This window comes from Chryseobacterium sp. HNCC26DJ241 (assembly GCF_057180505.1).
The window spans coordinates 534,316-559,747 of record NZ_JBXUGL010000001.1 but is presented as its reverse complement, the minus strand read 5'-3'; the positions used below and the strand labels follow the sequence as shown (position 1 = coordinate 559,747).

At 31.8% G+C, this 25,432-nt stretch carries 18 protein-coding genes and 1 riboswitch; of the genes, 8 read left to right on the top strand and 10 right to left on the bottom strand.

Annotated features, from left to right (window positions below; genetic code table 11):
- From AC2A1C_RS02550 to AC2A1C_RS02525, 6 genes are all read left to right on the top strand, one after another.
- A partial coding sequence (locus AC2A1C_RS02550) for an N-acetylmuramoyl-L-alanine amidase (RefSeq protein WP_484023141.1) occupies positions 1–3,870 on the top strand: 3,870 nt, incomplete at its 5' end.
- Between the two features lie 4 nt (positions 3,871–3,874).
- A complete protein-coding gene (locus AC2A1C_RS02545) occupies positions 3,875–5,122 on the top strand; it encodes a hypothetical protein (RefSeq protein ID WP_484023139.1) in 1,248 nt (415 codons plus the stop codon).
- Positions 5,123–5,144: 22 nt separating this feature from the next.
- On the top strand, positions 5,145–7,055 hold the full coding sequence (locus tag AC2A1C_RS02540; protein WP_484023137.1) for a peptidoglycan DD-metalloendopeptidase family protein: 1,911 nt from the start codon (positions 5,145–5,147) through the stop codon (positions 7,053–7,055).
- Positions 7,056–7,062: 7 nt separating this feature from the next.
- The gene (locus AC2A1C_RS02535) at positions 7,063–8,241 is read left to right on the top strand and encodes a hypothetical protein (protein ID WP_484023136.1); all 1,179 of its coding nucleotides are present in this window, start codon (positions 7,063–7,065) and stop codon (positions 8,239–8,241) included.
- Between the two features lie 142 nt (positions 8,242–8,383).
- Positions 8,384–10,309: a hypothetical protein gene (locus AC2A1C_RS02530; RefSeq protein WP_484023134.1), complete on the top strand. Its 1,926-nt coding sequence runs from the start codon at positions 8,384–8,386 to the stop codon at positions 10,307–10,309.
- Positions 10,310–10,435: 126 nt separating this feature from the next.
- Positions 10,436–11,941 (top strand): FMN-binding glutamate synthase family protein, encoded by a 1,506-nt coding sequence (locus tag AC2A1C_RS02525; protein WP_484023132.1) that lies wholly within the window; start codon positions 10,436–10,438, stop codon positions 11,939–11,941.
- Positions 11,942–12,190: 249 nt separating this feature from the next.
- Here the strand turns inward: AC2A1C_RS02525 and AC2A1C_RS02520 are convergent, their stop codons facing one another.
- Positions 12,191–15,088 (bottom strand): T9SS type A sorting domain-containing protein, encoded by a 2,898-nt coding sequence (locus AC2A1C_RS02520; RefSeq protein ID WP_484023131.1) that lies wholly within the window; start codon positions 15,086–15,088, stop codon positions 12,191–12,193.
- Between the two features lie 498 nt (positions 15,089–15,586).
- Between AC2A1C_RS02520 and AC2A1C_RS02515 the strand changes: the two genes are divergently transcribed.
- Both AC2A1C_RS02515 and AC2A1C_RS02510 read left to right on the top strand, forming a co-directional pair.
- Positions 15,587–16,069: a cytidine deaminase gene (locus AC2A1C_RS02515; protein WP_484023161.1), complete on the top strand. Its 483-nt coding sequence runs from the start codon at positions 15,587–15,589 to the stop codon at positions 16,067–16,069.
- A gap of 8 nt (positions 16,070–16,077) precedes the next feature.
- A riboswitch (cobalamin riboswitch) is annotated at positions 16,078–16,299 on the top strand.
- Between the two features lie 97 nt (positions 16,300–16,396).
- Positions 16,397–18,313 carry a TonB-dependent receptor plug domain-containing protein gene (locus AC2A1C_RS02510; protein ID WP_484023129.1) on the top strand — a complete coding sequence of 639 codons (1,917 nt, stop codon included), beginning with the start codon at positions 16,397–16,399 and terminating at the stop codon, positions 18,311–18,313.
- Positions 18,314–18,485: 172 nt separating this feature from the next.
- Here the strand turns inward: AC2A1C_RS02510 and AC2A1C_RS02505 are convergent, their stop codons facing one another.
- From AC2A1C_RS02505 to gldB, 9 genes are all read right to left on the bottom strand, one after another.
- Positions 18,486–19,907: a CCA tRNA nucleotidyltransferase gene (locus AC2A1C_RS02505; RefSeq protein ID WP_484023127.1), complete on the bottom strand. Its 1,422-nt coding sequence runs from the start codon at positions 19,905–19,907 to the stop codon at positions 18,486–18,488.
- A 104-nt stretch (positions 19,908–20,011) separates the two neighbouring features.
- Positions 20,012–20,560 carry an L-threonylcarbamoyladenylate synthase gene (locus tag AC2A1C_RS02500; protein ID WP_484023126.1) on the bottom strand — a complete coding sequence of 183 codons (549 nt, stop codon included), beginning with the start codon at positions 20,558–20,560 and terminating at the stop codon, positions 20,012–20,014.
- Positions 20,561–20,624: 64 nt separating this feature from the next.
- Positions 20,625–21,056, bottom strand: a complete 432-nt coding sequence (tnpA, locus tag AC2A1C_RS02495; RefSeq protein ID WP_484023124.1) for an IS200/IS605 family transposase — start codon at positions 21,054–21,056, stop codon at positions 20,625–20,627.
- A 92-nt stretch (positions 21,057–21,148) separates the two neighbouring features.
- Positions 21,149–21,658, bottom strand: coding sequence for a DinB family protein (locus tag AC2A1C_RS02490; RefSeq protein ID WP_484023123.1), 510 nt, complete (start codon positions 21,656–21,658; stop codon positions 21,149–21,151).
- An 89-nt stretch (positions 21,659–21,747) separates the two neighbouring features.
- A complete protein-coding gene (locus AC2A1C_RS02485; protein ID WP_484023121.1) occupies positions 21,748–22,251 on the bottom strand; it encodes a DinB family protein in 504 nt (167 codons plus the stop codon).
- A 100-nt stretch (positions 22,252–22,351) separates the two neighbouring features.
- A complete protein-coding gene (locus AC2A1C_RS02480; protein WP_484023119.1) occupies positions 22,352–22,798 on the bottom strand; it encodes a GNAT family N-acetyltransferase in 447 nt (148 codons plus the stop codon).
- Between the two features lie 8 nt (positions 22,799–22,806).
- Positions 22,807–23,949 carry a cystathionine gamma-synthase gene (locus AC2A1C_RS02475; RefSeq protein WP_484023118.1) on the bottom strand — a complete coding sequence of 381 codons (1,143 nt, stop codon included), beginning with the start codon at positions 23,947–23,949 and terminating at the stop codon, positions 22,807–22,809.
- A gap of 80 nt (positions 23,950–24,029) precedes the next feature.
- Positions 24,030–24,356, bottom strand: a complete 327-nt coding sequence (gldC, locus tag AC2A1C_RS02470; protein ID WP_484023116.1) for a gliding motility protein GldC — start codon at positions 24,354–24,356, stop codon at positions 24,030–24,032.
- A 92-nt stretch (positions 24,357–24,448) separates the two neighbouring features.
- Positions 24,449–25,429: a gliding motility lipoprotein GldB gene (gene gldB / locus AC2A1C_RS02465; RefSeq protein ID WP_484023115.1), complete on the bottom strand. Its 981-nt coding sequence runs from the start codon at positions 25,427–25,429 to the stop codon at positions 24,449–24,451.
- Between the last annotated feature and the right edge of the window lie 3 nt (positions 25,430–25,432).

The window sequence follows — 25,432 nt, the reverse complement described above, 5'->3', positions numbered from 1 at the left end:
GATTTTGTAAAAAAAATAACCATTCCTGCCTCTTCTATTATCAATATTCCCGTTCCTGTATCTCTTGAACGTAAGGTTGGATCTCCATTAGAGCAAAGCAGAATTTTAAATAAATCAATACAAACTTCAGTTATTCCTTCTGCTTATTGGAGAATAAAAGAAGGAAATAATATTTTGCATAATACTTTTGCAGGAACTACTTCTCCAAATATAGTGTCTGTAATATCCTCACCATCAGGAATTTTAGTAATCTTCAAAAATAAAGGAAAATATACGATAGAAGCATTTACCAATCCAAACGAAACCAAACCGGAATCTGCCACCATAGAAATTAAAAGTACTTTGGGAATAGAAACCATAGATCATGGGAGTTCTTTATTAAGATATAACGATAATTTTTCGGTTTGGGTAAAAAACTATAATGCTATCTATATTCCTGATGGAGCCTTTAAAACCGTGAATTGGTATCTGAAAAAAGAAGGAACCGGAAGATTACGAGCTCTTGAAAGTTCAGCATCTTTCAAGGCATTAAAAATTAACAAAAGAGTAGACCAATTTTTGTATTCTGATGCAGGGATTACGGATGGTAATTATTTCGGGAAATATTCCATAGAAGCCTACGCAAATCCTTTGGGAGCCGGAAAACAACCCCAATTTAGTGGGGCAGACTGTTTTAATTTTGAGGTTATCAGGAATTCAATAGATCAACTTGCTATCCCTGCAACTACAGTACCACAAGGAACAAAAGTAAAATATACAGCCACTGCAAGAATCTCCCCACTAATAAGCGGAGAAACCATAAGAGTAGAAGTACCGCAAGGAGTTACCAACAACGGAGATGGTACACTTACTTTTACCGAGTTGGGAGAATTTACCATTTCTGCTCACATGGAAGGTCAACACACTGATTCTAAAAATGTAGATGTTAAAATAAAAGTTGCCCAACCTAAACTCAAACGAGCACTTTGGGCTTACAGAACTGGAGTAAAGAGAACCGAAACCGGTTACGAAGAAGAAACCTATGGTTTTTTGGAAATAGAAGGACTGCAAAACCAAGCCCTGAAAGTGAAAATTTGGGTAAAAGGAGAAACAGATGGTTTTTACCAAGAACCAGCAAAATATATGTTGGAAGAAAAGCCGGTAACGCTGAACAGCGAAGGTAAAGCATCCTTCCAAATAACCACAAATGCAACCTATAAAGAAAAAATAGAAAAAGCCATCCCGAAAACTGCAGACAATCCCAATCCGCAATACAGGTTGGTTTTTACCATAGAACCACAATTACCATCTTCTGGAGATATTATCTTCCCTTCCAATCTTTCTATTGAAGGAACAAAACCAGTTACAATACAAGGTGGAGCTACGTTACTGGAAGTTTTAGAGCCGAATGAAGAACTTACCCTAACTACAGAACAGAAAATAGTTTCCATTATGTTTTCTACGGAAGACGGAAAAGACATTCAGCGGACACAAACCTTCTACGGAAAAACCCACAAACTTTGGGTGCATACGGTAAATATGCAGGAAGAAGTATTGAAGGTAGATTTATTGGCAAATGTAAAACCTAAGGAAATGACAGATAAAGACGGAATCTTTTTATGTCTTAAATCTGTAAAGGATTTTACTGAAGAAAAGGTAGGAAAAGATGGGCTTTTAGAGTTGAGTGTAGAGTTTACAGATGAAATAAAGGATAGAATAGAAGAAAATAAATTCCATTATATTGAAGCACAAGTAAGTAAAAAAATAGAAAATGGTTTTGTTTTCCTTAGAGATCAACTGAACATTATGCCTGGAGTATTTGAAGTAGTTAAATCAGTTGATTTAAAAGAAGTTGGTATAAAAGCAAAGAAAACCGATAATAGCTCATTTACGGAAGATGAAAAATTAGTCCTAAGAAAAAAAGCCATTTCTTATGATTGTACAGCATTAAAGATTTTACCAAAAGGAAGTACTCCTGAAAGCATTGATAATGAAACATGTCCTGTAATGGTGGATGAAATGGCTGAAATAGAGCAGAAAAAACCATGTGAATGTAATGATATAAAATTAGTTTGGGGAACAAAAGTATCATGTCAATTTAGAAAAAAGGTAGTAAACATTGCGAAAGAATTATGGTCAGAAGATTGGAGAAATATGGCTCATAATTTAATGACAGTTATGGCTTTTGAAACTATCAAAACATTCAATCCTGCAAAACAAAATAAATATGGATTTACAGGATTAATACAATTTGGCACTGAAGCAGCAAGTGATGTAGGTACAACAACAGATAAGCTTAAAGTAATGACTGATTTAGAGCAATTAAATTATGTTAAAGCATATTTTGCACAGTCTATTTTCTCAGGTAAAATAAAGACAATAACTGATATGTATTTGGCTGTTAATTATCCTACAATGATAAAAACAGACAGAAATAAGCCAAATGATATTTTATATGGAGCACCAAAAGAAGCATACTATCGAAATCCTGCTTTAATGTATGAGGAAAAAAATGGTAAAAAAGAAAGAGATAATCGTCCATTTGGTGAAAAAATTGAGAAATACGGATATACAGATGGAAACACATTTGTTTGGGAAGTAACTGCTGCAATGACTGAATGGAAAGCTAAAGGAGCGGATTTTATGTTTAAGCTTAACAAAAATCAAGTTAATATAAATTTGAGCTCTACATCAGTTGTTGTTACTGACGCAGGACATGGTATTGGAGGGGATTCTGGTGCACAAGGCAATGAATTGACAGAATCAGAAATGGCATTACTAATGGAAACTCAAACGTCAAAATATTTAACATCATTTGGAATTAAAAATGTAAGAACAAGAACAAAAGCATTAACCTCAAGTGAAGTACATGGAATGGAGCAAATATCTTATAGAGTTAAAGTTTTTAAGGATAATAATGCTAAAGTATTTGTAAGTCATCATTTTAATTCAATTGGTTCTTCAAATAATATTTTGTTAATGTATCATCCTAAAATTCTTCGTGATAAAAATGGTAATACTAGCTCTGGTGCCACAGAAAAATACTTTAATAATTCTCAAAAATTGCTGGAGTGTTTAAAAATAGAACTTGGTAAGGTGTTTAATGATGGCCGTAAAATTGTACCTTATGCAGCAACTTATCCTAATTATAGGGCTCGTTCAGTCGGAGTTTTAAGGGATACTGATGGTTCTGAAAATGCATCAATTTTAATAGAACATGGAGAAATATCAAATGAAAATGTAAAATTCTGTAAGGAAAACAATGAGGCAATAGGTAAAGCTATCGCAACAGCAATTGCTAATTATTTAGGAGCAAGTAATCAAGATAATGGATTTTATAGTGAATGTGAAGATGCAACATCAAATTCTCAAACCGCAACAATTACTGAAGGAAGTTGTCAAATTTGCAAGTCGGATCATTATGATATTGCAAAATCTGAAAATTGGGTACATCAAGAACCAGGAGAATGTTGGGCAGCTAGTGTAAAAATTTTGAAGAATTATGGTATAATTGGTGGCTCTTCTGCAAATAGAATAATAATGGCAAATCAATCTAATTCTATTTTAACGCCGATGAATACCAAGGAAGCGTTAAATTATATAGATTCCCAACTTAAAATTAATAAACCCGTTGTGGTAGGTTTAGATGATAATTTGAGGCAAACTACATATAATTCACATAAAGCAACAGATCATTTTTTTGTAATAGTTGGTAAAGGATGTGATAATGGAAAATCTTATTACAGATTTTTTGATGTTGGAGCACATACACGAGAAAGTGGTACAAGTGAGAACAGTAAGCTATATCTACAAGATAACAATTTATTACAAGGTAAAAGTGCAGGAGGTACCCATAATTATACTGTAACAGAGGTACGAAAAAACAATTAAATTTATGAAGCAATCAGTATTATTTTTTTTATTACTAACATTTTCAATAATATCATGTCAAAAGAAAGAAAATTTTGCAAATAAAACTTCTTTTGATAGAATTATAGGAAAAACATTTTTAAAATTAGAAAAAGAAAATGGCAAACTAATCTTATTTCAACCCTGTGATGCAGTAATACCAAAATACATTGTATATAAGGATAGCATTTTTCATCATTGGGGGCAAGAATTTTATACCTTAAAAATAATTTCAGCGAAAATAACGAAGGATAAACTTATTTGTGATGGAAATTATGAATTTAATAATAAACTTATAAAAAAAACCTCTATTATCTTCTATTGTTTAAATGAAGAAAGGGGAATCTGGTATATTAATAATGAAATTTTTGTTGAGGAAAAAAATAAAAATAAGTTTTCTTTTGTAAAAGAAACTTGTGTAGATGATGGAGATTTAGACCATAATTATGCGACTGAAGAACAAGTTTTATTTTTATATGGAAATGTTTTTTTGAGAGAAATTAATTTAAAAAATATCTTAAGCAAAAAAACTATTGAAAAAATAGAGTCTATAATATTTCAGTTTACCGAACAAGAAGATTATGGGACAAAGAGTTTTCTTGATAGAGAATCAAATAAATCACAAGTAAAGTTAAATTCTGAGCAAATGAATATATGGAAAACTTGCAATCAATACTTAGACTTTTCAGATGTTTGTTCAGAAAATAGTTTGGAAAGTAATTGGAGATATCCATATAATCAGATAAAATCAGTTGGTAATATATACAATCTTTATAAAGACAAATCTTATGGAGATGGTTTTGAATCGGAGACACTTAAATATCATATCGCATTGTATATGTATTTTTTACCATGGAATGAGCGAAAAAAAATTTATGAAGAAATAGATAGTATTAAAAAAGAATTATCTAAAACTTATTTGGATTTTAATGGTTCTTATCAATTAATAATTCCAAATGGAATCGTAAGAGAAAATTCTCCAGAACTTAAAATAATTTTTAAAATTTCAAATAATAAAGATGTTATTATAGAAACTTTTGTCAATAACAAAATAACTGACAATATAAAATCAGAAGGCACTATAAATGACAACGAATTTAGAATAGGTTATGTAAAAAACGGACAGCAGGAACAGTACATAATAAAAAGGACGGATAATAATTATAATATATCTGGTTCTTCAATTGAAGATTTAAACCCATTTGTAAAAAAAATGGATATTATTAAGCTTTAAAATAGAAGTTCCGAAAGAAGCAATGAATGAAGTGAATCACATCATTTACACCCACGAAAGCAAACAAAGCTACAACGAAGAAAAAGTAGGCAAAGATGGTTTGTTGGAAGTTTCTTTCACTGCAAAAGAAGAATGGAAGACGCCACCAAAGAATTTTGATTATTACATAGCTCAAGTTTCTCGACAATTAAAAGATCCTGCAGATCCTAACAAAAAAATCTGGAAAGCAGAAAAAATACAAGTAACCATAAATGATACTCTTTCAGCCGATTTGGTAAGAACAGAGGATATGGAAAAGCTGGGTATAAAAGCTTACAAACAAGACGGAACACCTTTCACACAGGCAGAAATGTTGGAACTACGAAAACAGTTTATATTCTATCAACAAGGCTGTTTGAAAGTATCACAATTAACCACACCGGAAGCTATTGATAATGATGTAGTTCCTGTAAAAGTGGAAATGGCAGAGGTTCAAAAAGAAGTTGAAAGTGGAACATGTCCAAGATGTAAAGAAGATTTCACAGTTGCAATATTAAGGAAAGTTTATAAGAATGCTAATGATTCAGATTTGCAAGAATTAGTAACTTCTCTAAATAAGTATAAAAATATTTTTCAGTTAAATACATGTGCTAGAAAAGCTCATTTCTTTGCACAATCATTACAAGAAGCAGGTACAAATTTAAAAGGAGGATTACATGGTGAAAGTTTAAATTATGCTGCTGAAGATTTACCAAAACATTTTTCAAAATTTAGGGCTAATCCAAGTTTGGGAAAAAATAGTCCACCAAATGATTTAGCTTATCAATATGGAAGAAGCTCTAGAAATGGTTATGTAGCTAACGAAAAGAAAATTGCTGAAATTGCCTATGGAGGAAGATTGGGGAACGAGTCAGTTGAAGATACATGGAATTTTAGGGGAAGAGGGCTATTACAAATAACAGGAAGAGGAAACTATAAAGAAATCCAAAAAAAGATAGATGAGAAAGCAAGTGATTCTGGAGTAAAAATTTCGGATGGTATTGATAGAGACTATACTCCGAAAGAAGCTGCAGTAACAGGAATGGCAGATTGGTTTAAAGATTCAATGTATATACAAGCAGATTTTGCTGGAAAGCTGCCTGACGATGACGTTGTAGACCTTATTGTTAATATCCTTAACACACATACTCCCTCAAGACCACAACGAAAAATATGGTATCGAGGAGGAAAATTAGGAAATTGGGAAGTAAAATCAAGCGAATCTATGAAAGCAGTTTTTAGGGTAGATGAATGCAATAAGGAAGAAATATTAGATTTAAAAACAGATGGTTGGCATGAACCAGTTGATAATCCTCAAATAGCAATGTATATGCAAAGTGGAGGATATTGGCCAAAATACGCTTCATTTGGATTAACACGTACTGAAACCAGAGCATCAGGAGTTCATCAAGGATTAGATATTTTTGCTATGGATGATGGAACAACTAAAGTATATGCTTGTTTGTCTGGTAAAATTGTATTTGCAGGAAAAGCAGGAGCGTATGGAAAAATGGTAATCCTAGAGATTAGCAAATCTGATCAGCTTAATATTTTTAAAAAAAGAAAACGAAATTACACTCTTAGATATGCAAATAATGGAGAAAAAAATCAAGGTTCCGGTTTTACTGATACAGGGAACATTTATATTAAATATGCACATTTAAAAGAAATAAAAGTATCTCTTAATGATGAGGTAGATTCAGGTAAAGTGATTGCTATATCTGGAACTTCTGGGATTCCCAATGGTGGAACATGCGGACCTCATGTTCATTTTGAAATTGCATCATCACAATCAAGTTCTGGACTTATAAATAGAGTGAACCCAGGATTTTATGTTTATTATAAAAATGAATCTGATATGACTGCCGATGAAAAAAAGATCCAAGAAAATAGAATAAAAATAGGTAAAAGATAAATTCATTATGAAAAAAAATAATCTAATATTACTTATCTGTTTTGTCAATATTTATGCATGTGATAAAACAGAGAAAAATTTTGTGATAAATAAAAGTAGTGCAATATATGTTGATACAATAAAAGTTCCTAAAATGAAAATAGACGAACAGGCAATAAAAAATTACTATAGAAAACATCTTTCAGTATCTATGCATCAAGACGAAGAAGAAGACTATTTTATAACAGAAAAAGATGTGGACTTAATGATTCCTGTACTTTTAGATGGGTTAAAAAATAATGGTTTTAAATTTCTAGATAAAGAAACATATAGAAAAAAGCTTAAAGAGATTTTCAATATTTCTTACGATACAAAATGTCCAACCATTTTTAGGCATTCTAATTTTTTAACTTATGTTGTGCAAGACTGCAAACAGATGGGTATGAATCTACCCGACTGTAATGAAAATGCAAAACTTATGGAGTTTTTGTATGATGATAATGTTTTTTTTGTAAGCAATTATTCTGCTTTAACATCTTTACCAAAAGTGGAATTTTTTACGGAATTAAAAAATGATAAAGTCATTATTAATGTACCAACTAATATTATTTATCGAAATCTTTTTCTATTTAATGATGACAAAAGCAAATTACTTTGGTTATTAAAAAATGACACGCCGTTTATGAAAAATCTCGTAAAAGAGTTTGGTTATGATAAGAATCAAAAAATAAACGAATACTTTATTAATGAATATTTAAACTCACAAAATGATAAAAAAATTCATGAATTAATATATTCAAAAAATTGTTTTAATAAATTGGAAATAAGGGAAGGAGTTTTAAAAAGTATAGAAGCTCTGTATAAAGAAAATAATAATGTGAAGTATATGAAGCCTCTTTTTGATATTGGTAGAGATATATTAAATACCAATATATATAGCGATTATACAGATAATGAGAAAATTAAAATAATTAGTTTTATAGCAAATACATACGACTTTTTATTCAAAAAATATCATAAAGATCAAGAAGGATGGGATATGAGGTGGAATATATTAGGCGGACATTTTGAAGATGATTCTCAAAGCAATATAAAATGGAATCAGTTGAAGGAAGAAATAATAAAAAATAATTATTACGATTTGCCTAATTTAAAAGCAATGATAGAATATGCAGAAGAATTTGACAGTGTTGGTGCGCCAGATTAACGTAAGGGTAATTCTATTTCTTATAGGGTTCTTTTTATCTTTTTCATCTGTGTTTTCTCAAGAAACAGAGGATTTGTTATATCTAAAGCAGGAATTACTTTTTAGAGAACCAATATTAAAAAAAGATTACAAATTACATGGTATGGTAAAGTCACTTAAAATTACCACTAACCACTATGAAAATAATTTTGTAAGCTATCAAAATTTGTATTTTTCAAAAGAGGGTTTTCTTACCAAGAGCGAATACTATACGAGTTTAGATAAGGAAGATATTAGTGTTATAGTTTATAATTACCAAAACGGAAAACTAATGTCATCATTAGAAAGTAATGGGACAGGCAAAAAAATATTCCATTATGATGACACGAATAGATTAATCAAAGAAATAAATTATGGCAGGTACAATGAAAATAAAGATGAAGTTGAAAATATAAAGGAGTATGAATACAACTCAAAAAATCAGATTATTAAAACAACTGACTATGACAATGTAGTTGAATACATGTATGATACAAATAATAGGATTATACAAACTAAATTTATTGATGCATCTGATACTAGTGAAGTTTTTATATATAAATATGACTATCAGGATAATAAAAATAATTCATGCTCAAATATTATTATGAAAAATGGAGTAATAATGAGTCGGGATAAATACAAAACAAAATATGATGAAAAAAATAATATTACTCATTTAGAAACGGAAACAGAAGGGATACCATTAAAGATTGAAAAAAACTTATATGTTTACGATAATCACGATAATATTTTGAAAAAAGAAACATATCAAAATGGTAAAAAGATATCTTCACAAATTTATGATATAAACTATTATATCTCTGAATCTGTAGGCGAAGATAATTTTCAAGAAGTGATTCCAATTGAAAAAGTATTAGAAAAACAACTTAAACAAGGAACGATATATACAATTGACGAAGTTGGAGCTGGGTTGCCAAAAGTTCCATTTGAAATAAAAGAATTAGATGCGATGACACAAGTTGTTAGTAACATTTTAAAATCAAACGGTTTTACAGAACTGAGCAATGAAAATTTCAATCAGAAAATAAAAGATATTTTTGGAAGGATAATTAATCCCAATTCTGAAAATAAGTATTTGTATATTAATAATTTTGATAAATGTAGTCGAGAAATGATCATGTACAAAAATAATGGAGTAGACTATTCAGGAATATTTATAGATAAAAAAAGAAAAATTATTTCTGAATTTTATTATATTCCTGAAATCATTGATTATCAAAAAGAATTTCCAAAATTAATAGATGTTGAAAATATTAAGATATTAAGAAAATCAAGTATTGATGATTTGGATATTGAAATACCTCATTGGAAAGATGTTCCAAATTTAAAAGAAATGCGAAAAAAAAATATTCAAACTATTATTGCCCGCAATATTTATTTGTTCAATGATAACAAAGCTCAATTCAAATGGCTTATTCTTAACGATCAAAATTTCATGGAAAACTTGGTGAAGACTTTTGGATATACACAAGATTTGGATTTGCTAAAATGGGTAATAGAAAGAACAAAATTTGACAAAAATAATCCTCAAGATTATGGTAAACTGTTTTGGATGAAGCAATGTGATGGTACTTTAAAGCTCCATGCAAATACTTTTAAAGTTTTGCAAAAACTCTACTTGCCCAATGATCCATCTGAAAATAGATTTATTTTAGATAATATCCAAAATTACCTTGAGTATCTCGGAAATGAAGAAGAGTCTAAATATGAAAATCTTACTAGACAGGAAAAAATAAGAATATTAGCTAATGTAGTTTATTTTGCAGAGCAATATAAATATAATCCAAACTATAATGATGATATAAATAGAATGATGGGAAGATTGAGATTTTTTCTTAATTCTGATGATTTAGATTATTTAAAAAAGAATAATTATTTTAATTTACCAAAATTCAAAGAATGGTGGGATAATGCGGATTATGACGAGTATTATGTTACGGAATGTGAATATCTTGGAACTTGTGAAAAAGATAATCAACCCATGAATATTATTGAATGGCGAAAGCAACACTCTAAAGCAAAATAAAAAATAGTTTCCATTTTAAAAGATTTAATATTGAAAGATTAAAAACTAAACATTAAAATTAATTCCAAAATTATACTTTAGAAAAATTATTTCTACATTTGGTGAGAAGGAAAATTTTAAAAAATTATGAGGGATAAATTCATCTATTTGGGAATTATAGTTCTTATTGTGACTTGGACTGTTGCTCTTTTGCTTAAAACGTATTTTTGGATTCCTATTCTTTTGACATGTATCTATGCATTAGGTTTGTATAATACTTTTCAGAGTAAGCATACTATTTTAAGAAATTTTCCTGTACTGGGGTATTTCCGTTATTTTTTTGAAAGCATTTCTCCCGAAATGCAACAGTATTTTATTGAAAGAGAAACTGATGGAAAACCTTTTCCGAGAAATCAACGATCTTCTGTGTACAGACGTGCAAAAAATTTGGGAGATACAGTTCCCTTTGGAACTCAGCTAGAAATCAATCATAGAAAATATGAAGGAATAAAACATTCCATTTATGCAAAATCTCCGAATGAAGAACTTCCAAGAGTTTGGGTGGGCGGAGATCAGTGTAAACTTCCATATCATGCCTCTCTTTTTAATATTTCGGCCATGAGTTTTGGGTCTTTAAGCGACAGAGCACAGATTTCGCTCAATCGCGGTGCCAAAAAAGGAAATTTCTATCATAATACAGGTGAAGGTGGAATTTCTCCTCATCACATGGAAGGCGGTGATTTATGTTGGCAGATTGGAACCGGATATTTTGGTTGTCGTGATGATGAAGGAAAATTCAATCCGGAACTTTTCAAAAAATATTCCCAGCTTCCTAATGTAAAAATGATAGAAATCAAACTTTCTCAAGGTGCGAAACCCGGACATGGAGGAGTTTTACCAGGAGTGAAAAATACACCGGAAATTGCGGCTATTCGTCATGTAAAACCAGGGATGACTATTATTTCGCCACCTTCACATTCAGCATTTTCGAATGCAGAAGGATTATTGAGGTTTGTTCAGCAGCTTCGGGAGCTTTCAGGAGGAAAACCTGTTGGTTTTAAACTTTGCATAGGCGATACGAAGGAATTTGAAGAAATTTGTGAAAAAATGAATGCGTTGCAAATTTATCCTGATTTTATTACAGTGGATGGAGCAGAAGGAGGAACAGGAGCTGCTCCTCCGGAATTTTCCGATGGAGTAGGAATGCCTTTAGAACCGGCTCTTATTTATGTTAATCGTATTTTGAAAAATTATAAAATTCGTGAAAAATTAAGAATCATTGCTTCAGGAAAAGTTTTGACATCTCTGGATATTTTACGGGCTGTTGCAATGGGAGCAGATATGTGTAATAATGCGAGAGGATTTATGTTTGCTTTAGGTTGCATTCAGGCACTGAGATGTAACAATAATAAATGTCCGACAGGAGTGGCAACGCAAGATAAAATGTTGATAAAAGGATTGGATGTGACGGATAAAAGCGAAAGGGTCTATCATTTCCATAAGAATACTTTACATACATGCAATGAGCTGATTGCAGCAGCAGGAAGAAGTTCTTATGAAGAAGTTGATGCTTCCATGTTTATGAGAGGTGACGAATTTGAGCATTTATCAGATTTATATTTTCCGGATAATTTAGGGAATGTAAAAACCTAAAAATATCACATGAATCGCTTGATTTCTCAAAAAATCAAGCGATTATTTTATTCTGTTATAAAGTGTACTGAAATTAAAAATACCTAAAGCATTTTTGTTTTAATACTTATACCGGATTTTGAAATTATTAAATAAAAATATATCTTCAATAAGAAGACATTGGGTTGGTTTTTTAATCTATAGGAAAGAAAAAACCTTTGCAAGAGTACACTTTTGCAAAGGTTTTATTGATTCATAGAATTAAATTTCTTATTCTTTAATGAGTTTCTTGCTCATTATATTACCATTACTTGAAGTAGCTCTTATGATATACATTCCTTTTGGTAAATTAGAAACATTAGCTTCTTTTTTAGAATAATTTACATTTACTTTTTTACCATCTAAAGTATAAACATCCATCGTTTTAAGATCTTCATTGAAGATGATTTTTTCTTTTGCAGGATTAGGTGCAAAAGAAAGATCTGCACGTTTCTCCAAATCCACAGTTCCTAATGTTTTAGTAAAGCTATAATCTCCTGAAATAATATTAAATTTAACAGTATATGTACCTGCTGGAACTGAAATATTTTCGCCGTTTAATGTTGCCGAGCCATTAGGAAAGCTAAGACCTCCCCAATTAAAACTCCATGAATTATTTTCTCTAAACTTAACTTGAGTTGTTGGGAACGTATAATTGCTTGCAGTATAATTATTACCATCAGTAGTAGTCATTGCAACATCAGGTGTACTTCCCCATGCATTAAATGCACCAACAATACCGATAGTACGGAAAAGATAGTAAGAAGATAATGCAAAATCAGAACTACCATTTACTGAATAATAATTGCCTCCAGCGATTAAACGATTATTAGTAATTAATAAAGGTCCTACATATATAGTACTATTAGCAATACCATTGTTTCCAAAAGTACTGTCTAAAGTACCATTGGTATTGTATCTTATGATTTGGCTAGCATTATTGGAGATAATCATCTTGTTTGAAGAATCCAGTACTAAATCACTATTATCATACCCTGAAAAATTTGTTAACAATTGTCCTGTAGTATTAAAAGTAGTATCTAAAGAGCCATTGCTATTATAACGTAATAACGCTAATTTAGAGGAAGAGTTGCTTAATACTGCTATTTTTCCATCGGTTTGCAGGGCTATTTTTAAAATTTCATCAGTACTAGTGCCTACTCCTTGGGTTACCATACCATTTCCATTAAAGGTTGTATCTAAGGTACCATTGCTATTATAACGCACAAGCAAAAGATCATTATCTGCGCCATTGTATATGCTACCTCCTACAAGTATTTTACCATCCGATTGCAGTACAATGCTATTGCCTTTAGAGGTAGCATTGATACTTGTATTCAAAAAACCTGATCCATTAAAAGTAGTATCTAAAACCCCATTGCTATTATATCTTACCAAAGTAATAACAGATTTTCCGAAACTTGTATTGTAAGATTGACCTATGATTACTATTTTACCATCGGATTGCAGAATTGCAGAATTAGCATAAACCCAATTATTATTAATATTAAGGCTCACCATTCCTGATCCATTAAAGGTGGTATCTAAAGTACCATTGCTATTATACCTACGGATAAAAATTTCTTGTTTATTGGTACTGTAATAATCTCCTACTAATACTACTTTCCCGTCTGATTGTGCAAGTATAGCCGCTAAGTCTGGTGAATTTGCATAATAGGTATGCTGAAAATTAGCTGTTACATATCCTTTGGTGTTAAAAGTAGTATCTAAACTTCCATTGGCATTGTAGCGGGCAATAGAAAAGTTATTGTTTTCAGTATAACCTGCTGCTACTATTTTCCCATCGGTTTGCAAGGTAAGTTTTCTTATATCATCATATCCGCTTATTTTGATTCCTGAAGTTATTTTTCCTGTACCATTAAATGTAGTATCTAAACTACCATTGGTATTAAACCGAATAACGGCAATGTCAAAATTGCCCTCCACATAAGATGTTCCACCTACTACTATTTTGCCATCAGCTTGTATTTTTACATCATAAGCGGTATTGGGTTTAGTGATGTCAATACTTGCGGTAGCAACACCAGTGGAATTGAAGGTAGTATCCAATGTACCATTGGTATTATATCTTATTACAAGATATTCGCAGGTATGTGCTGTAGAATTGTATTTTCTACCTACTACCACTATTTTTCCATCAGCCTGTGTGGTAACTGCATTAGCTCTATAATCGGCAAGGTTTGTAATTACACTACCTGTACCATTAAAGGAGGTATCCAATGTGCCATTGGTATTAAGGCGTACCGTTTTTATATTATTATTGTTTGTACTACCTGTCATTATTATTTTTCCATCAATTTGTAGGGCAATAGCTGATAATTCGTTATAGGAATTATCATTAATATTTACAACTCCTGCGGTACCAAAGGTATTATCTATAGTGCCATTGGTGTTATAACGTATCGCGACATAATTTGTGGTATTTGTGCCGTAGGTATATCCTGCTATGATAATTTTACCATCAGTTTGCACGACTAGTTTTTGTACTTGATCACTCGAATTTATATCTTTAGTTACTTTCCCTGTTCCGTTAAAGCTGGTATCCAATGTACCATTACTATTCAAGCGTATGATTGCAAAATCCTGGTTACTAGTAGCATTTATATATTCAGGACCTGCAATCGCTATTTTCCCGTCGCTTTGTAAAGCGACATCATAGAAATATATTGAAGTACCCGATGTTGCGCTGTAAGTAAATATACCATTGGTGCCAAAAGTGGTATCTAGCGTACCATTACTATTGTAACGAAACACCTTACGATTACCACTAACGACTACTATTTTACCATCCGTTTGTAAAACAGCACTATTGAAATAGTTATAATTGCTGAATACTCTTCCTGTTCCGTTAAAAGTAGTATCCAATGTACCATTGGAATTATACCTTGCGATAATACCTCCTTGATTATTATTATAGCCCACTATGATGATTTTACCATCAGGTTGTATCAATTCTTTATAGGCAGTGTTACTTGCATAACCAATGTCTGTGGTTACTCTACCATTGGTACCAAAGCCGGTATCCAAAGTACCCGATGTTTGTGCTTTGCCCAAAATTGCTGTACCTAACAATGCTGCACAAAAGAAAATAGATTTCATGTTTTTCATTTATTGTTGTTTGTTAATATATCAGTTTTAAAAAAGTCAAAAATTTTGATTAGACATTCATTAAAATACTATTGCCTGAAGTTTTTTCAGGCATTATTTTGATTTTTTAGATGAACAAAAAACAGGAGTAACCAAAAAAGATAAACCTTGGAAATGAAAATCCTTCTATATAAAACTGTGTATGTTTTAAAAAAATCGTTGCAAAACTATATTTTTTTTCTTTTCTACAAAAGGATTTATTTATAAAGTTAAAATATAATACGCAATTTTTTATTTATGACTTTCTCTGAACATATTGTAATACTGAAATCTTTTTATTGTTATGTCTTTTCAAAGCATGATGAAGAAATATTCAAGGAAAATGAAAAGTAGGAAAATTTTTTCCGGAGTGAAATTTTGAAATTTAATCAGACTCTAAAGAATATTTTAGAAACATTATCTTGTATCTTTATTGCTACTATCAAGAAAAATAGTATATTTAACTCCCTTTTTTTGGATATGGAAGAAAAAGAACTGAAAGTCAAATTCCAGATTATTTCCGGCTTTAATGATTTGGACGAAACAGAAAAAAAGTTGTACGATGCTGCATTTGAAGCCAGAAAAAATGCGTATGCCAATTATTCCAACTTCTACGTTGGATGTGCGATTTTATTGGAAAATGGAGAAATCATTACTGGAAACAATCAGGAAAATGCAGCATATCCTTCTGGTTTGTGTGCTGAAAGAACTACTATATTCTGGACATCTGCCAATTTTCCCAATGTAAAAATCAAAAAACTTTTCGTAATCGGCGCACCAAAAGATGCTCTTACTTCTGCGCCAATACCACCTTGTGGAGGTTGCAGACAGAGTATTTTGGAATATGAAGTAAAGCAAAATGAAAATATTGAAATTTATTTCGCTTCATTAACAGGAGAAATATTCAAAACCAAATCCATTAGAGATTTATTGCCATTTTCTTTTGATGCATCTTTTTTATAAAAATTCAAAATAATCAATAATTTTTAGTAATTTCGTAAAAATTTTAGAAAAGGGAATCACGTGCAAATCGTGAACTGTCCCCGCAACTGTAAATCACTTTTTGTCAGACAAAAATTATAAAAAATCTGAACAAAAAATAAATTTTCTGCAAAACAAACCATTGCTTTTTTAAGGTGAGAAGGTGCAGAAAATGTGAAAGTCAGGAGACCTTGCTGAAATTTATTAATTACAGCTTTCGGAGGAAAAGCCTGATTCTGATGGATATCGTATTCATTATTTTTAGCTTAATTTTTCCGATAAGTTTACCTTTAACTTTACTAATTTTTTATGAACAAAAAATTAATTTTAGTTGGAGCGATGCTTGTCGTAGTAACAAACTGTTTCGCCCAACAGGAAAATGAAACCCAGATTGAGGAAGTAACTATTGCTTCCAAAACCCAGCAAGACATTACTAAAACCGGTAAGAATGTAAAACTTTTGACGGAAGAAGATTTACAAAAATTTAAAGGACAAAATCTCAACGATGTTCTGAATCAGATTACGGGTTTTCAGATTACAGGAAATTTTAGCAATCAAAACGAGCCAAAATTAATAAAAATACGAGGTGGGAAAAGCGCAAACGTGCTGATTCTTCTGGATGGAATTCCTTTAAAAGATGTAACAGGAAATGATTATACTGTTTCGGATCTCCGATTGATTGCTTTGGAAAATATAGAATCTATAGAGGTTTTGAACGGTGCTTCATCAGTTTTGTATGGTTCTAATGCAACGGTTTCCGTAATTAATATCAAAACTAAAAAAGCAGCAAAGAAGCAGATTGAAGGCTTACTTTCTGCAAGAGGCGGATCGTTTTCAACTTTTGCCCAAAATGCCACTGTAAAAGGGAAAATCAATCATTTTTATTACCAAGTCAATGGTTTTAACGAAAAATCCAAAGGAATTTCTTCTGCTCAAGGCAATGATTCGTTCGATAATGATGGTTGGGAAAAACAAAATATTTCCGGAAATGTCGGTTTTGAAAATGAACAATTTAACGTAAATCTTTCCGGAGGCTGGAATCATAATCTTTTTCTCTATGATTCCGGAGCGTTTTCTGATGGACTTTACAGAGGAAATGACCAACAATTTTTTGGAGGTGTAAATGCCGGATTTAAATATGATAAGGGAAATCTGATTTTCAACTCCAGATATTCCGGAACGGAAAGAATAGGGCAGTCTTATTATAATGACAAGTATAATGACCAATATTCTTATGCAGGAAACAATCTTTTTTTAGAATTGTATAATCATTATAAAGTTTCTGATTTTTTCAATTTTACGACAGGAATTCAGTTTGAAAACCAGAAAATGGAATACAAATCTTTACCTTGGGGCGGAACGGAATTGCAAATTCATTTGGATGACAATGATACAAAGCTCCATAATTTTGATGCTTTTGCCAATTTTCATTTTAATTATCAAGGTTTTAATTTAGAAGCCGGAACCAGAATGACGGATAATTCCAAATTTGGAAATCATTGGGTTTATAGTGTAAATCCTTATTATTTAGGAGAAGCCGGAGAAATTTTTTATAAAGTAGGATATTCTTTTGCAACTGCTTTTATTGCCCCAACTTTGTATCAGAATTACGGGCAATTACCTTATACTCTTTCCAATTTTGATTTGAAGCCGGAAACCAATCAATCCCATGAAATAGATCTAAGTATTGGAAAAAAAGATAAAAGTTTGGTTTTCAATGCAAGTCTTTTTCAGAGAAAGGAAAAAGATGCTTTTGCTTATACGGTTATAGATCCAGCTAACTTTATCGGAAAATTTCAAAATGTAGAAGAAAATAAAGTAAAAGGTTTTGAAATAGGCTTCGATTATAAAATCAATCAATATTTGAATTTGGGAGGGAATTTCAGTTTTGTCGAAAATAAAGATGAAACCAAAACGCTGAGACAGCCAAAACAAAGAGTGAATTCTTATCTTGAAATTTTACCATTCAAAACTACCAGAATTTATTTTACCCATCAGTTTGTTGGAAAAAGAACTGATGCTTATTTCGATTCCGCCACTTTTGCAACAGTGAATCTCACTAACAAAAGTTTTCATTTATTCAATTTAAATATTAATCAGAAAATTAATACTAAAATTGAAGCGTTTGCGAATATCGGAAATCTTTTTAATACTTCCTATGTAGATGTGATCGGGTATACAACCAAACCGAGAAATTATACAGTAGGAATACACTATCAATTTTAAATTTTTTTTTTCATTTGTGTTTTTTTAGAAACCCCTTTTCTTTGTAATGAAGAAAGGGGTTTCGTTTTATCCCAAATTATGCATTATCTTTATTATTGTAATAGGATTAGCGTCCTATTCTTTACTAAATCGCCACTTCGTGGCTCAAATTTCCCTATTGCTGAATTTGGTTTTATGCTAATTTCAATCCTAATTTTTTCGCTTCTCCGATTACAAAATTCTTTGCCTGTTCTTTATCATTTTCAATTTCACCTTCCAGAATGGCTTCTTTCACTTTTTCTTTTAGGATTCCGATTTCACGACCCGGTTTTAGATGGAACATTTCCATAATTTCTTCTCCGGAAACCGGTGGCTGAAAATTTCGGATTTTGTCCTTTTCTTCTACTTCTTTTATTTTAGAAGCAACATATTCAAAATTTTTCTTGAATTTTTCCTGTTTCGAATAGTTCTTGGTTGTGATATCTGCTTTGCAAAGAGTAAACAAATCTTCCAGATCTTCTCCCGCATCAAAAAGCAATCTCCTCAATGCTGAATCGGAAGCATCGTCTGTAATCAGAGCAATCGGACGAGCATGCATCTGAACCATTTTTTCTACAAATTTCAGATCCGAACCTAACGGAAGTTTCAAGCGTTTGAAAATGTTTTTTATCATTTTCGATCCCAAAAATTCATGTCCGTGAAATGTCCACCCTGTTCCTTCTACAAATTTTTTAGTCGGCGCTTTTCCTATATCATGCAACAATGCTGACCAGCGAAGCCAAAGTTTATCCGTGTTTTGAGAAATATTATCGACCACTTCCAAAGTGTGATAAAAATTGTCTTTATGTGTTTGTCCTTCGATTTCTTCGATTCCTTTCAGAGCAGTAAGTTCAGGAAGAATTCTTTGTAAAAGTCCAGTTTCTTCCATCAATTTCAATCCTTTTGATGGTTTCCCTGAAAGCATGACTTTGTTGAATTCCACCATAATTCTTTCCATGGAAACAATTTCAATTCGGTTTACTTCTTTTTTGATGGCTTCCAAAGAATTTTCCTCAATTTCAAAATCAAGAGTAGACGCAAAACGAATGGCTCTCATCATTCTCAAAGGATCATCAGAATACGTTTGATGAGGTTCCATCGGAGTTCGCAAGATTTTGTTCTGTAGATCTTCCTTTCCGTTGAAAGGGTCAATTAGTTCTCCGAAATTTTCTTTATTCAATGAAATTGCCATTGCATTAATGGTAAAATCCCGACGCATTTGGTCGTCTTCCAAAGTTCCGGTTTCTACCGATGGCTTTCTGGAATCTTCACTATAACTTTCCTTTCTGGCTCCTACAAATTCCAAATCCAGATCGTTGTATTTAAACATTGCTGTTCCATACGTTTTGAATAGGGAGACTTTGATTTTCGGATCAATTTCCTGTGCAATTTTTTTTGCGAGTTCCATTCCGTTTTGTTCAGTTACAAAATCTATATCTGTCGGAGCTTTTCGCTTCATCAGTAGATCGCGAACATAACCACCAACTGCAAAAACCGTCTGATGGTTTTTCTCCGCTACTTCAGAAATAATTTTAAAAAGTTTTAGATTTTTATTTTGATTGAGGTTGATAAACATTTTATATTCAATTTAAAACCATTAAGACATTAAGTCTATTAAGTTTTACTCAACATTCCTAATGTCTTAATGGTTACTTGCAAAGATAACGAAAATCTTATTTTTTATTCTCTTAAAACTTTTACTCTGCCATCATTCCAAATTTTGATTACGGAAGAACCCGAATATTTGGAAACTTTATCTCTGTTTTCTTCCATTGCATAATCTACTGCATCTACTAATTCCTGCGAAATATCCGAAAATTTTAATGGTGATTTTTCTCCACTAAAATTTGCCGAAGTAGAAACCAAAGGTTTATTCAGTTTTCCGATGAGCTTTTTGCAGAAATCATCCTTTACCAAACGAATTCCGATGCTTCCATCTTCTGCAAGGATTTCTTTGGGAAGATTTCTCGGATTTTCGTAAACAATAGTAACTGGTTTTTCAGATAGATCAATAATTTCCCAAGCCATTTCCGGAACATCCACCAAATCCTGCAAACGTTTTTCACTCTCCACAAGAATAATCATGGATTTGTTTTTGTCGCGTTTTTTGATTTCAAAAATTTTGTTGATGGCTTCTGTATTTGTAGCGTCACAACCAATTCCCCAAATGGTGTCAGTTGGATAGAGAATGGTTCCGCCGTTTTTTAAAATTTCAATGATGTTTTCCATATTCAGTAGGAGTGGGCTTTAGCCCGCTTTCAAAGTTATAATTACATTTGGCTTTAGCCAAAACTTATTTAATTTCAAAATTGTATTTTTTTATAAACTCAGTATATTCTTCAGCAAATGTTTTTTTATAGTGATGAATTTCTTGTTTTTTGATATATTTTCGCACATTTTCTATCATTGATTCGGATACTGAAACTGCAAAATATCCATCTTGCCAATAAAATTTTTCATCTGTAATCTGATTTTTATTTATCCAATGAGAAGACTCTCCTTTAATCATTTGAACAACTTTTTCAATATTTTGATTTGAAGATAAAGATAATAAACAATGGCAATGATCGGAATAACCATTTACCATATCTATGAATATTCCTTTTTCTGTGGCATTTTCTTTAATGTGCTTCCAGACTTTTATTCTTATATCAGGAGATTTTAAATAAGGAATTCTATTGTGTGTTGAAAATACCAAATGAATATAAATTTTAATGAATGGCATATCTTTTTTTTATCAAATATATTATTTTTAAGTTTTGGCTAAAGCCTGAAGATGTTACAAAAATAAACGGGCTAAAGCCCGTTCCTATTGATTCAAATTTTTGTGCTAAGCAAATACCTCTCTTTAATTACATTCAAATGATGCAGATTATGACCTACAATCAGTTTTCCGATAGTTTCTACCGAAATTTCGTTTCCGTTTGCTTTTCCTTTTTGCGAAAGTTGTTCATCGGTCAGTTTACTGAAAAATGCTAATGAACAAAGCCTGTTCAACTGAAACTCTTCAATCAGTTCTTTTAAAGATAATCGATCCGCAATTCCGTTTTTTGCATATAATTCTTCATCGAAACCTGAAAGATCAGTGGTATCTTTTCTGGCAAATCTCAAAGCGCGGTAATTGAAAATTTTTTCAGCGTCGGTTAAATGTTCCAAAAGAACTTTTAAAGACCATTTTCCTTCAGCATAGGCAAAGTTTCCTTGTTCTTCAGAAAGTTTGGTGTAGATTTCCAACGTTTGGTTAGAGGTATTTTTCATCTCTTGAATCCAGTTTTCCGAAGGAACTAAATCAAGATACCGTTGAATATATTTTTCAAATTCAGTCATATTTTTTCAAATTTTTGAATCTCAAAATTACAAAAAACCCAGTTTTTCATAAATAAAAAAACCACTCAAAAGAGCGGTTTAAATTTTTTTTATTGTCCTGGAGATTCCTCATAAGTCGGTCCATACATACCGGGAACTTTATTTCCTGTTGCACGCAGATGCGCCACCAATTCTCCACGATGGTGATAAAGATGGTTGTATAAAAAACCACGAATTACTTGCATTTTCGGCATTGCAGGAAATACGTTTTGACCTTCCACTTGCATATTCCATTCATTGAAATATTGAGACTCATCAGAATTTTCTAAAACTTCTTTTGCTTTAGCAACATTTTCTTCAAATTTTTGAACAATATTAGATGCTTTTGAAATATCGCCTTTATCATACTTATATGATCCCATATCAAAAACATCCTGATTGAAGGTTACTTCGTACCAATTATATATCTCTGCAATATGTGAAGCTAATTGTCCTACTGACCAAAGATGAGGTTGAGGTTTGTATTCCAATGCAGAATCAGGAATAGCGTTTAATAATTTTCTTGTGTTTTCAGCTTCGTGTAGAAATTCGCCGAGAAGAGCTTGCTTAATCATTTTTTATTTATTTAGTTGTAGAGGCTAATTTATAAAATATTTAAGTATTCTGTTTTTAATATTTCTTAAATTTTCCTTAAATTTTTTAAAATAGTTTTATTTAATTTTCGGGATTACTCCATTCATAAAAATTAACGGAATCATACAACTCAAAACCACAAGTTGGATAAAGCTGATTTCCAATTTCATTTGTTTTTCCTGTTTCCAATAAAATTCCGGCTGCATTTGTTTCTTTGCAAAGTTCTTTCGCTTTTTCGATTAGCTCTTTTGAATGTCCTTTTCCACGATGGTTTTCATTCACATACAAATCATTTAGAAGCCAATATCTTTTCATTCTGGTAGAAGAAAAAATAGGGTAGAGTTGTGTGAATCCTGTAAGAACACTATCTTCTTCCGAAACAAAAATTTCGGAATCGTGATTTTGCAGTCTTTCTTTGAGAAAATTTTGAGCATTTTTTATATCGGATTCTTTATGATAAAAAATCCGATATTGGTCAAACAATTCCGAAAGTTGTTCTATATCTTCTAATGTTGCTTTTCTAGTCATTTTTTTGCTTATTGAAATCCTTTGTTGAGTCCTTCAATCAAATCTTCGATGTCTTCGATACCAACACTTAGTCTGATTAAATCATCTGTAATTCCAGCTTCAGCACGAATTTCCGCTGGAATGGAAGCATGCGTCATCGTTGCAGGATGATTGGCCAAAGATTCTACACCGCCCAAACTTTCAGCTAAAGTGAATACTTTTATCCTTTCTAAAAATTCAACCGCATCTTTTTTATTTCCCGATTTTAGATTAAACGAAACCATTCCTCCGGAACCATTTGCCATTTGTTTTTTTGCCAAATCATATTGTGGATGAGAAGCTAAACCGGGATAAAAAACCTGATTCACTTTTGGATGATTTTGCAAATATTCAGCAATTTTTAATCCGTTTTCAGAATGTCTCTGAACTCGTAAAGCCAATGTTTTAATTCCTCTCAAAACAAGATAAGAATCGTGCGGACCAAGAATTCCTCCTGAAGCAAACTGAATAAAATGGAGCTTTTCGCCAAGTTCTCTGTCTTTTGTAACCAACGCACCGGCAATTACATCAGAATGTCCGCCCAAATATTTGGTAGCAGAATGCATCACAATATCAGCTCCCAAATCCAAAGGTTTTTGCAGATAAGGCGTTGCGAAAGTATTATCTACCGCCACCAAAATATCCTTTCCTTTTACCAAATCTGTTACAGCTTTGATGTCTACCAATTTCATTAGCGGATTAGTAGGAGTTTCAATCCAGATCAATTTGGTTTTATCATTGATTAATTCTTCAATTTTGGAAACATCATCAAAATTTACAAAATGAAATTTCAGTTGATATTTTTCAAACATTTTGGTAAACATTCTGTATGTTCCACCATACAAATCATCACAAGCAATTACTTCATCACCTGGATTTAATACTTTTAAAACGCAGTCTGTTGCAGCCAATCCGGAAGCAAAAGCCAAACCTCTGGCTCCGTTTTCGATACTTGCAAGACTGTCTTCCAGAGCTTGTCTTGTAGGATTTGCAGCTCTGGAATATTCATATCCGGAGTGGATTCCCGGACTTTTCTGAGCAAAAGTGGAGGTTAAAAATACAGGCACATTTACAGCTCCTGTTGCAGATTCGTGATGCTGACCACCATGTATAACTTTTGTATTGAATTTCATAAAGTTGATTTGTTAAGTTGTTAAGAAGTTAAGCTGTTTTTTTACAAACGAATTAACAACTTAACGATTTTACTTTTTTATCACATTTTAATAGCAGACTTCACGGCAAATTCTTCGGCTACTTCATGCATCCATGCGGTTACATCTTCTTCACCGGTCGCTCTTTGATAAGTATCTCCCAAAGAAATTAAAATCTGGTGAAAAAATCTCTTCATGTGATCTACCGGCATTTCTTTCGTCCATAAATCGATTCTAAGAGCTTCCATTTTTTGATCGTCCCAAACAGAAATCATGGCTGCTTTGGTTTCCTGTTTTTCCACACCACCATCTTCAGCATTCCATGTTAGTTTTTCGGGAATGTGGTTTTCATCCAGTTCTACTTCTATTGTTATTTGGGTTTTTCTCATATTTTTTTTAAGTTGTAAAGTTGTAAAGTTGTAAAGTTGTTGAATTGTTAATTTATAATTGATAAATAAACGACTTCTCGATTTTACAATAGTTAAAATTTAGGTTTATATTGTGCTGCATTGAAAATTTCTTGAGCATTCATATTCAGAAAATCTTTCATCTTTGTATCAGGTTTTTCCTGAAAGAATTTTTTACAAATTTGCCATCCCACAAAAATTCCGATTTGCGGAGAAGATTCATTATCAATTTCGGTGTAGAATTTTGAAAACGGACCCGGCATAATGAATCTCTCTGTTAATCTCGCATCATCACTGAAAACCAGATTGTTTTCTACAAAATAATCCCAAATATTCACTTCATTGGCAACTGCCCATTCGTATTGTTTTTGGGTGTAATTTATTTTCAGATAGTCCGGAAATTCCGGTAGAAAAGCATCTTGTAAAGTCATCAATTTTCCTTGATATACAAGCTGGTCGATAAATTTTTGATGATCCCTGTTTGCAGGAACAAAATTTTCAGCAAATATTTCTGAAGCCTTCGGAACGATATTTACCGGATTCATGGATTTTTGGAAATATTGCTCCAGACCTTTATAGTTCGGATTGTTTTCGCCCATAAATGCTGTAATGTCTATGAATAAAAGATTTTCCTGCTGATGATAAAAAATAGGATCTTTTATGCCTTGCAAAGCTGATGAATAAAGATAGACTTTCGGAATTTTAAAATCCGGAAAGTAATATTGAATGTGCGAAAAAAGTCCGGACAAATCTTTTTTCAATTTATTTTGGTCAATTTTTAAAATCGCTTCTTTGTAAATTTTTATTTCTTCCTGATCTTGTCTGCGAATTGCATAATCTTCATCAGGAACAGTTCCCTGAAACCACGGATATTTGCTTTTGAAAACGTCAAGAGAAACGCTTGGATTATAAAATTCTTTAGAAATATCAATGATTTCTACATTTTGTACCGGTTTTTTAATTTCTACTTTCCAGTTGGTTTCCTGATCTTTTTTGCAGGAACTCAAACTGAAAACTAAAACGGAAGCAATAGCTATATTTCTGAAAAACTTCATTAT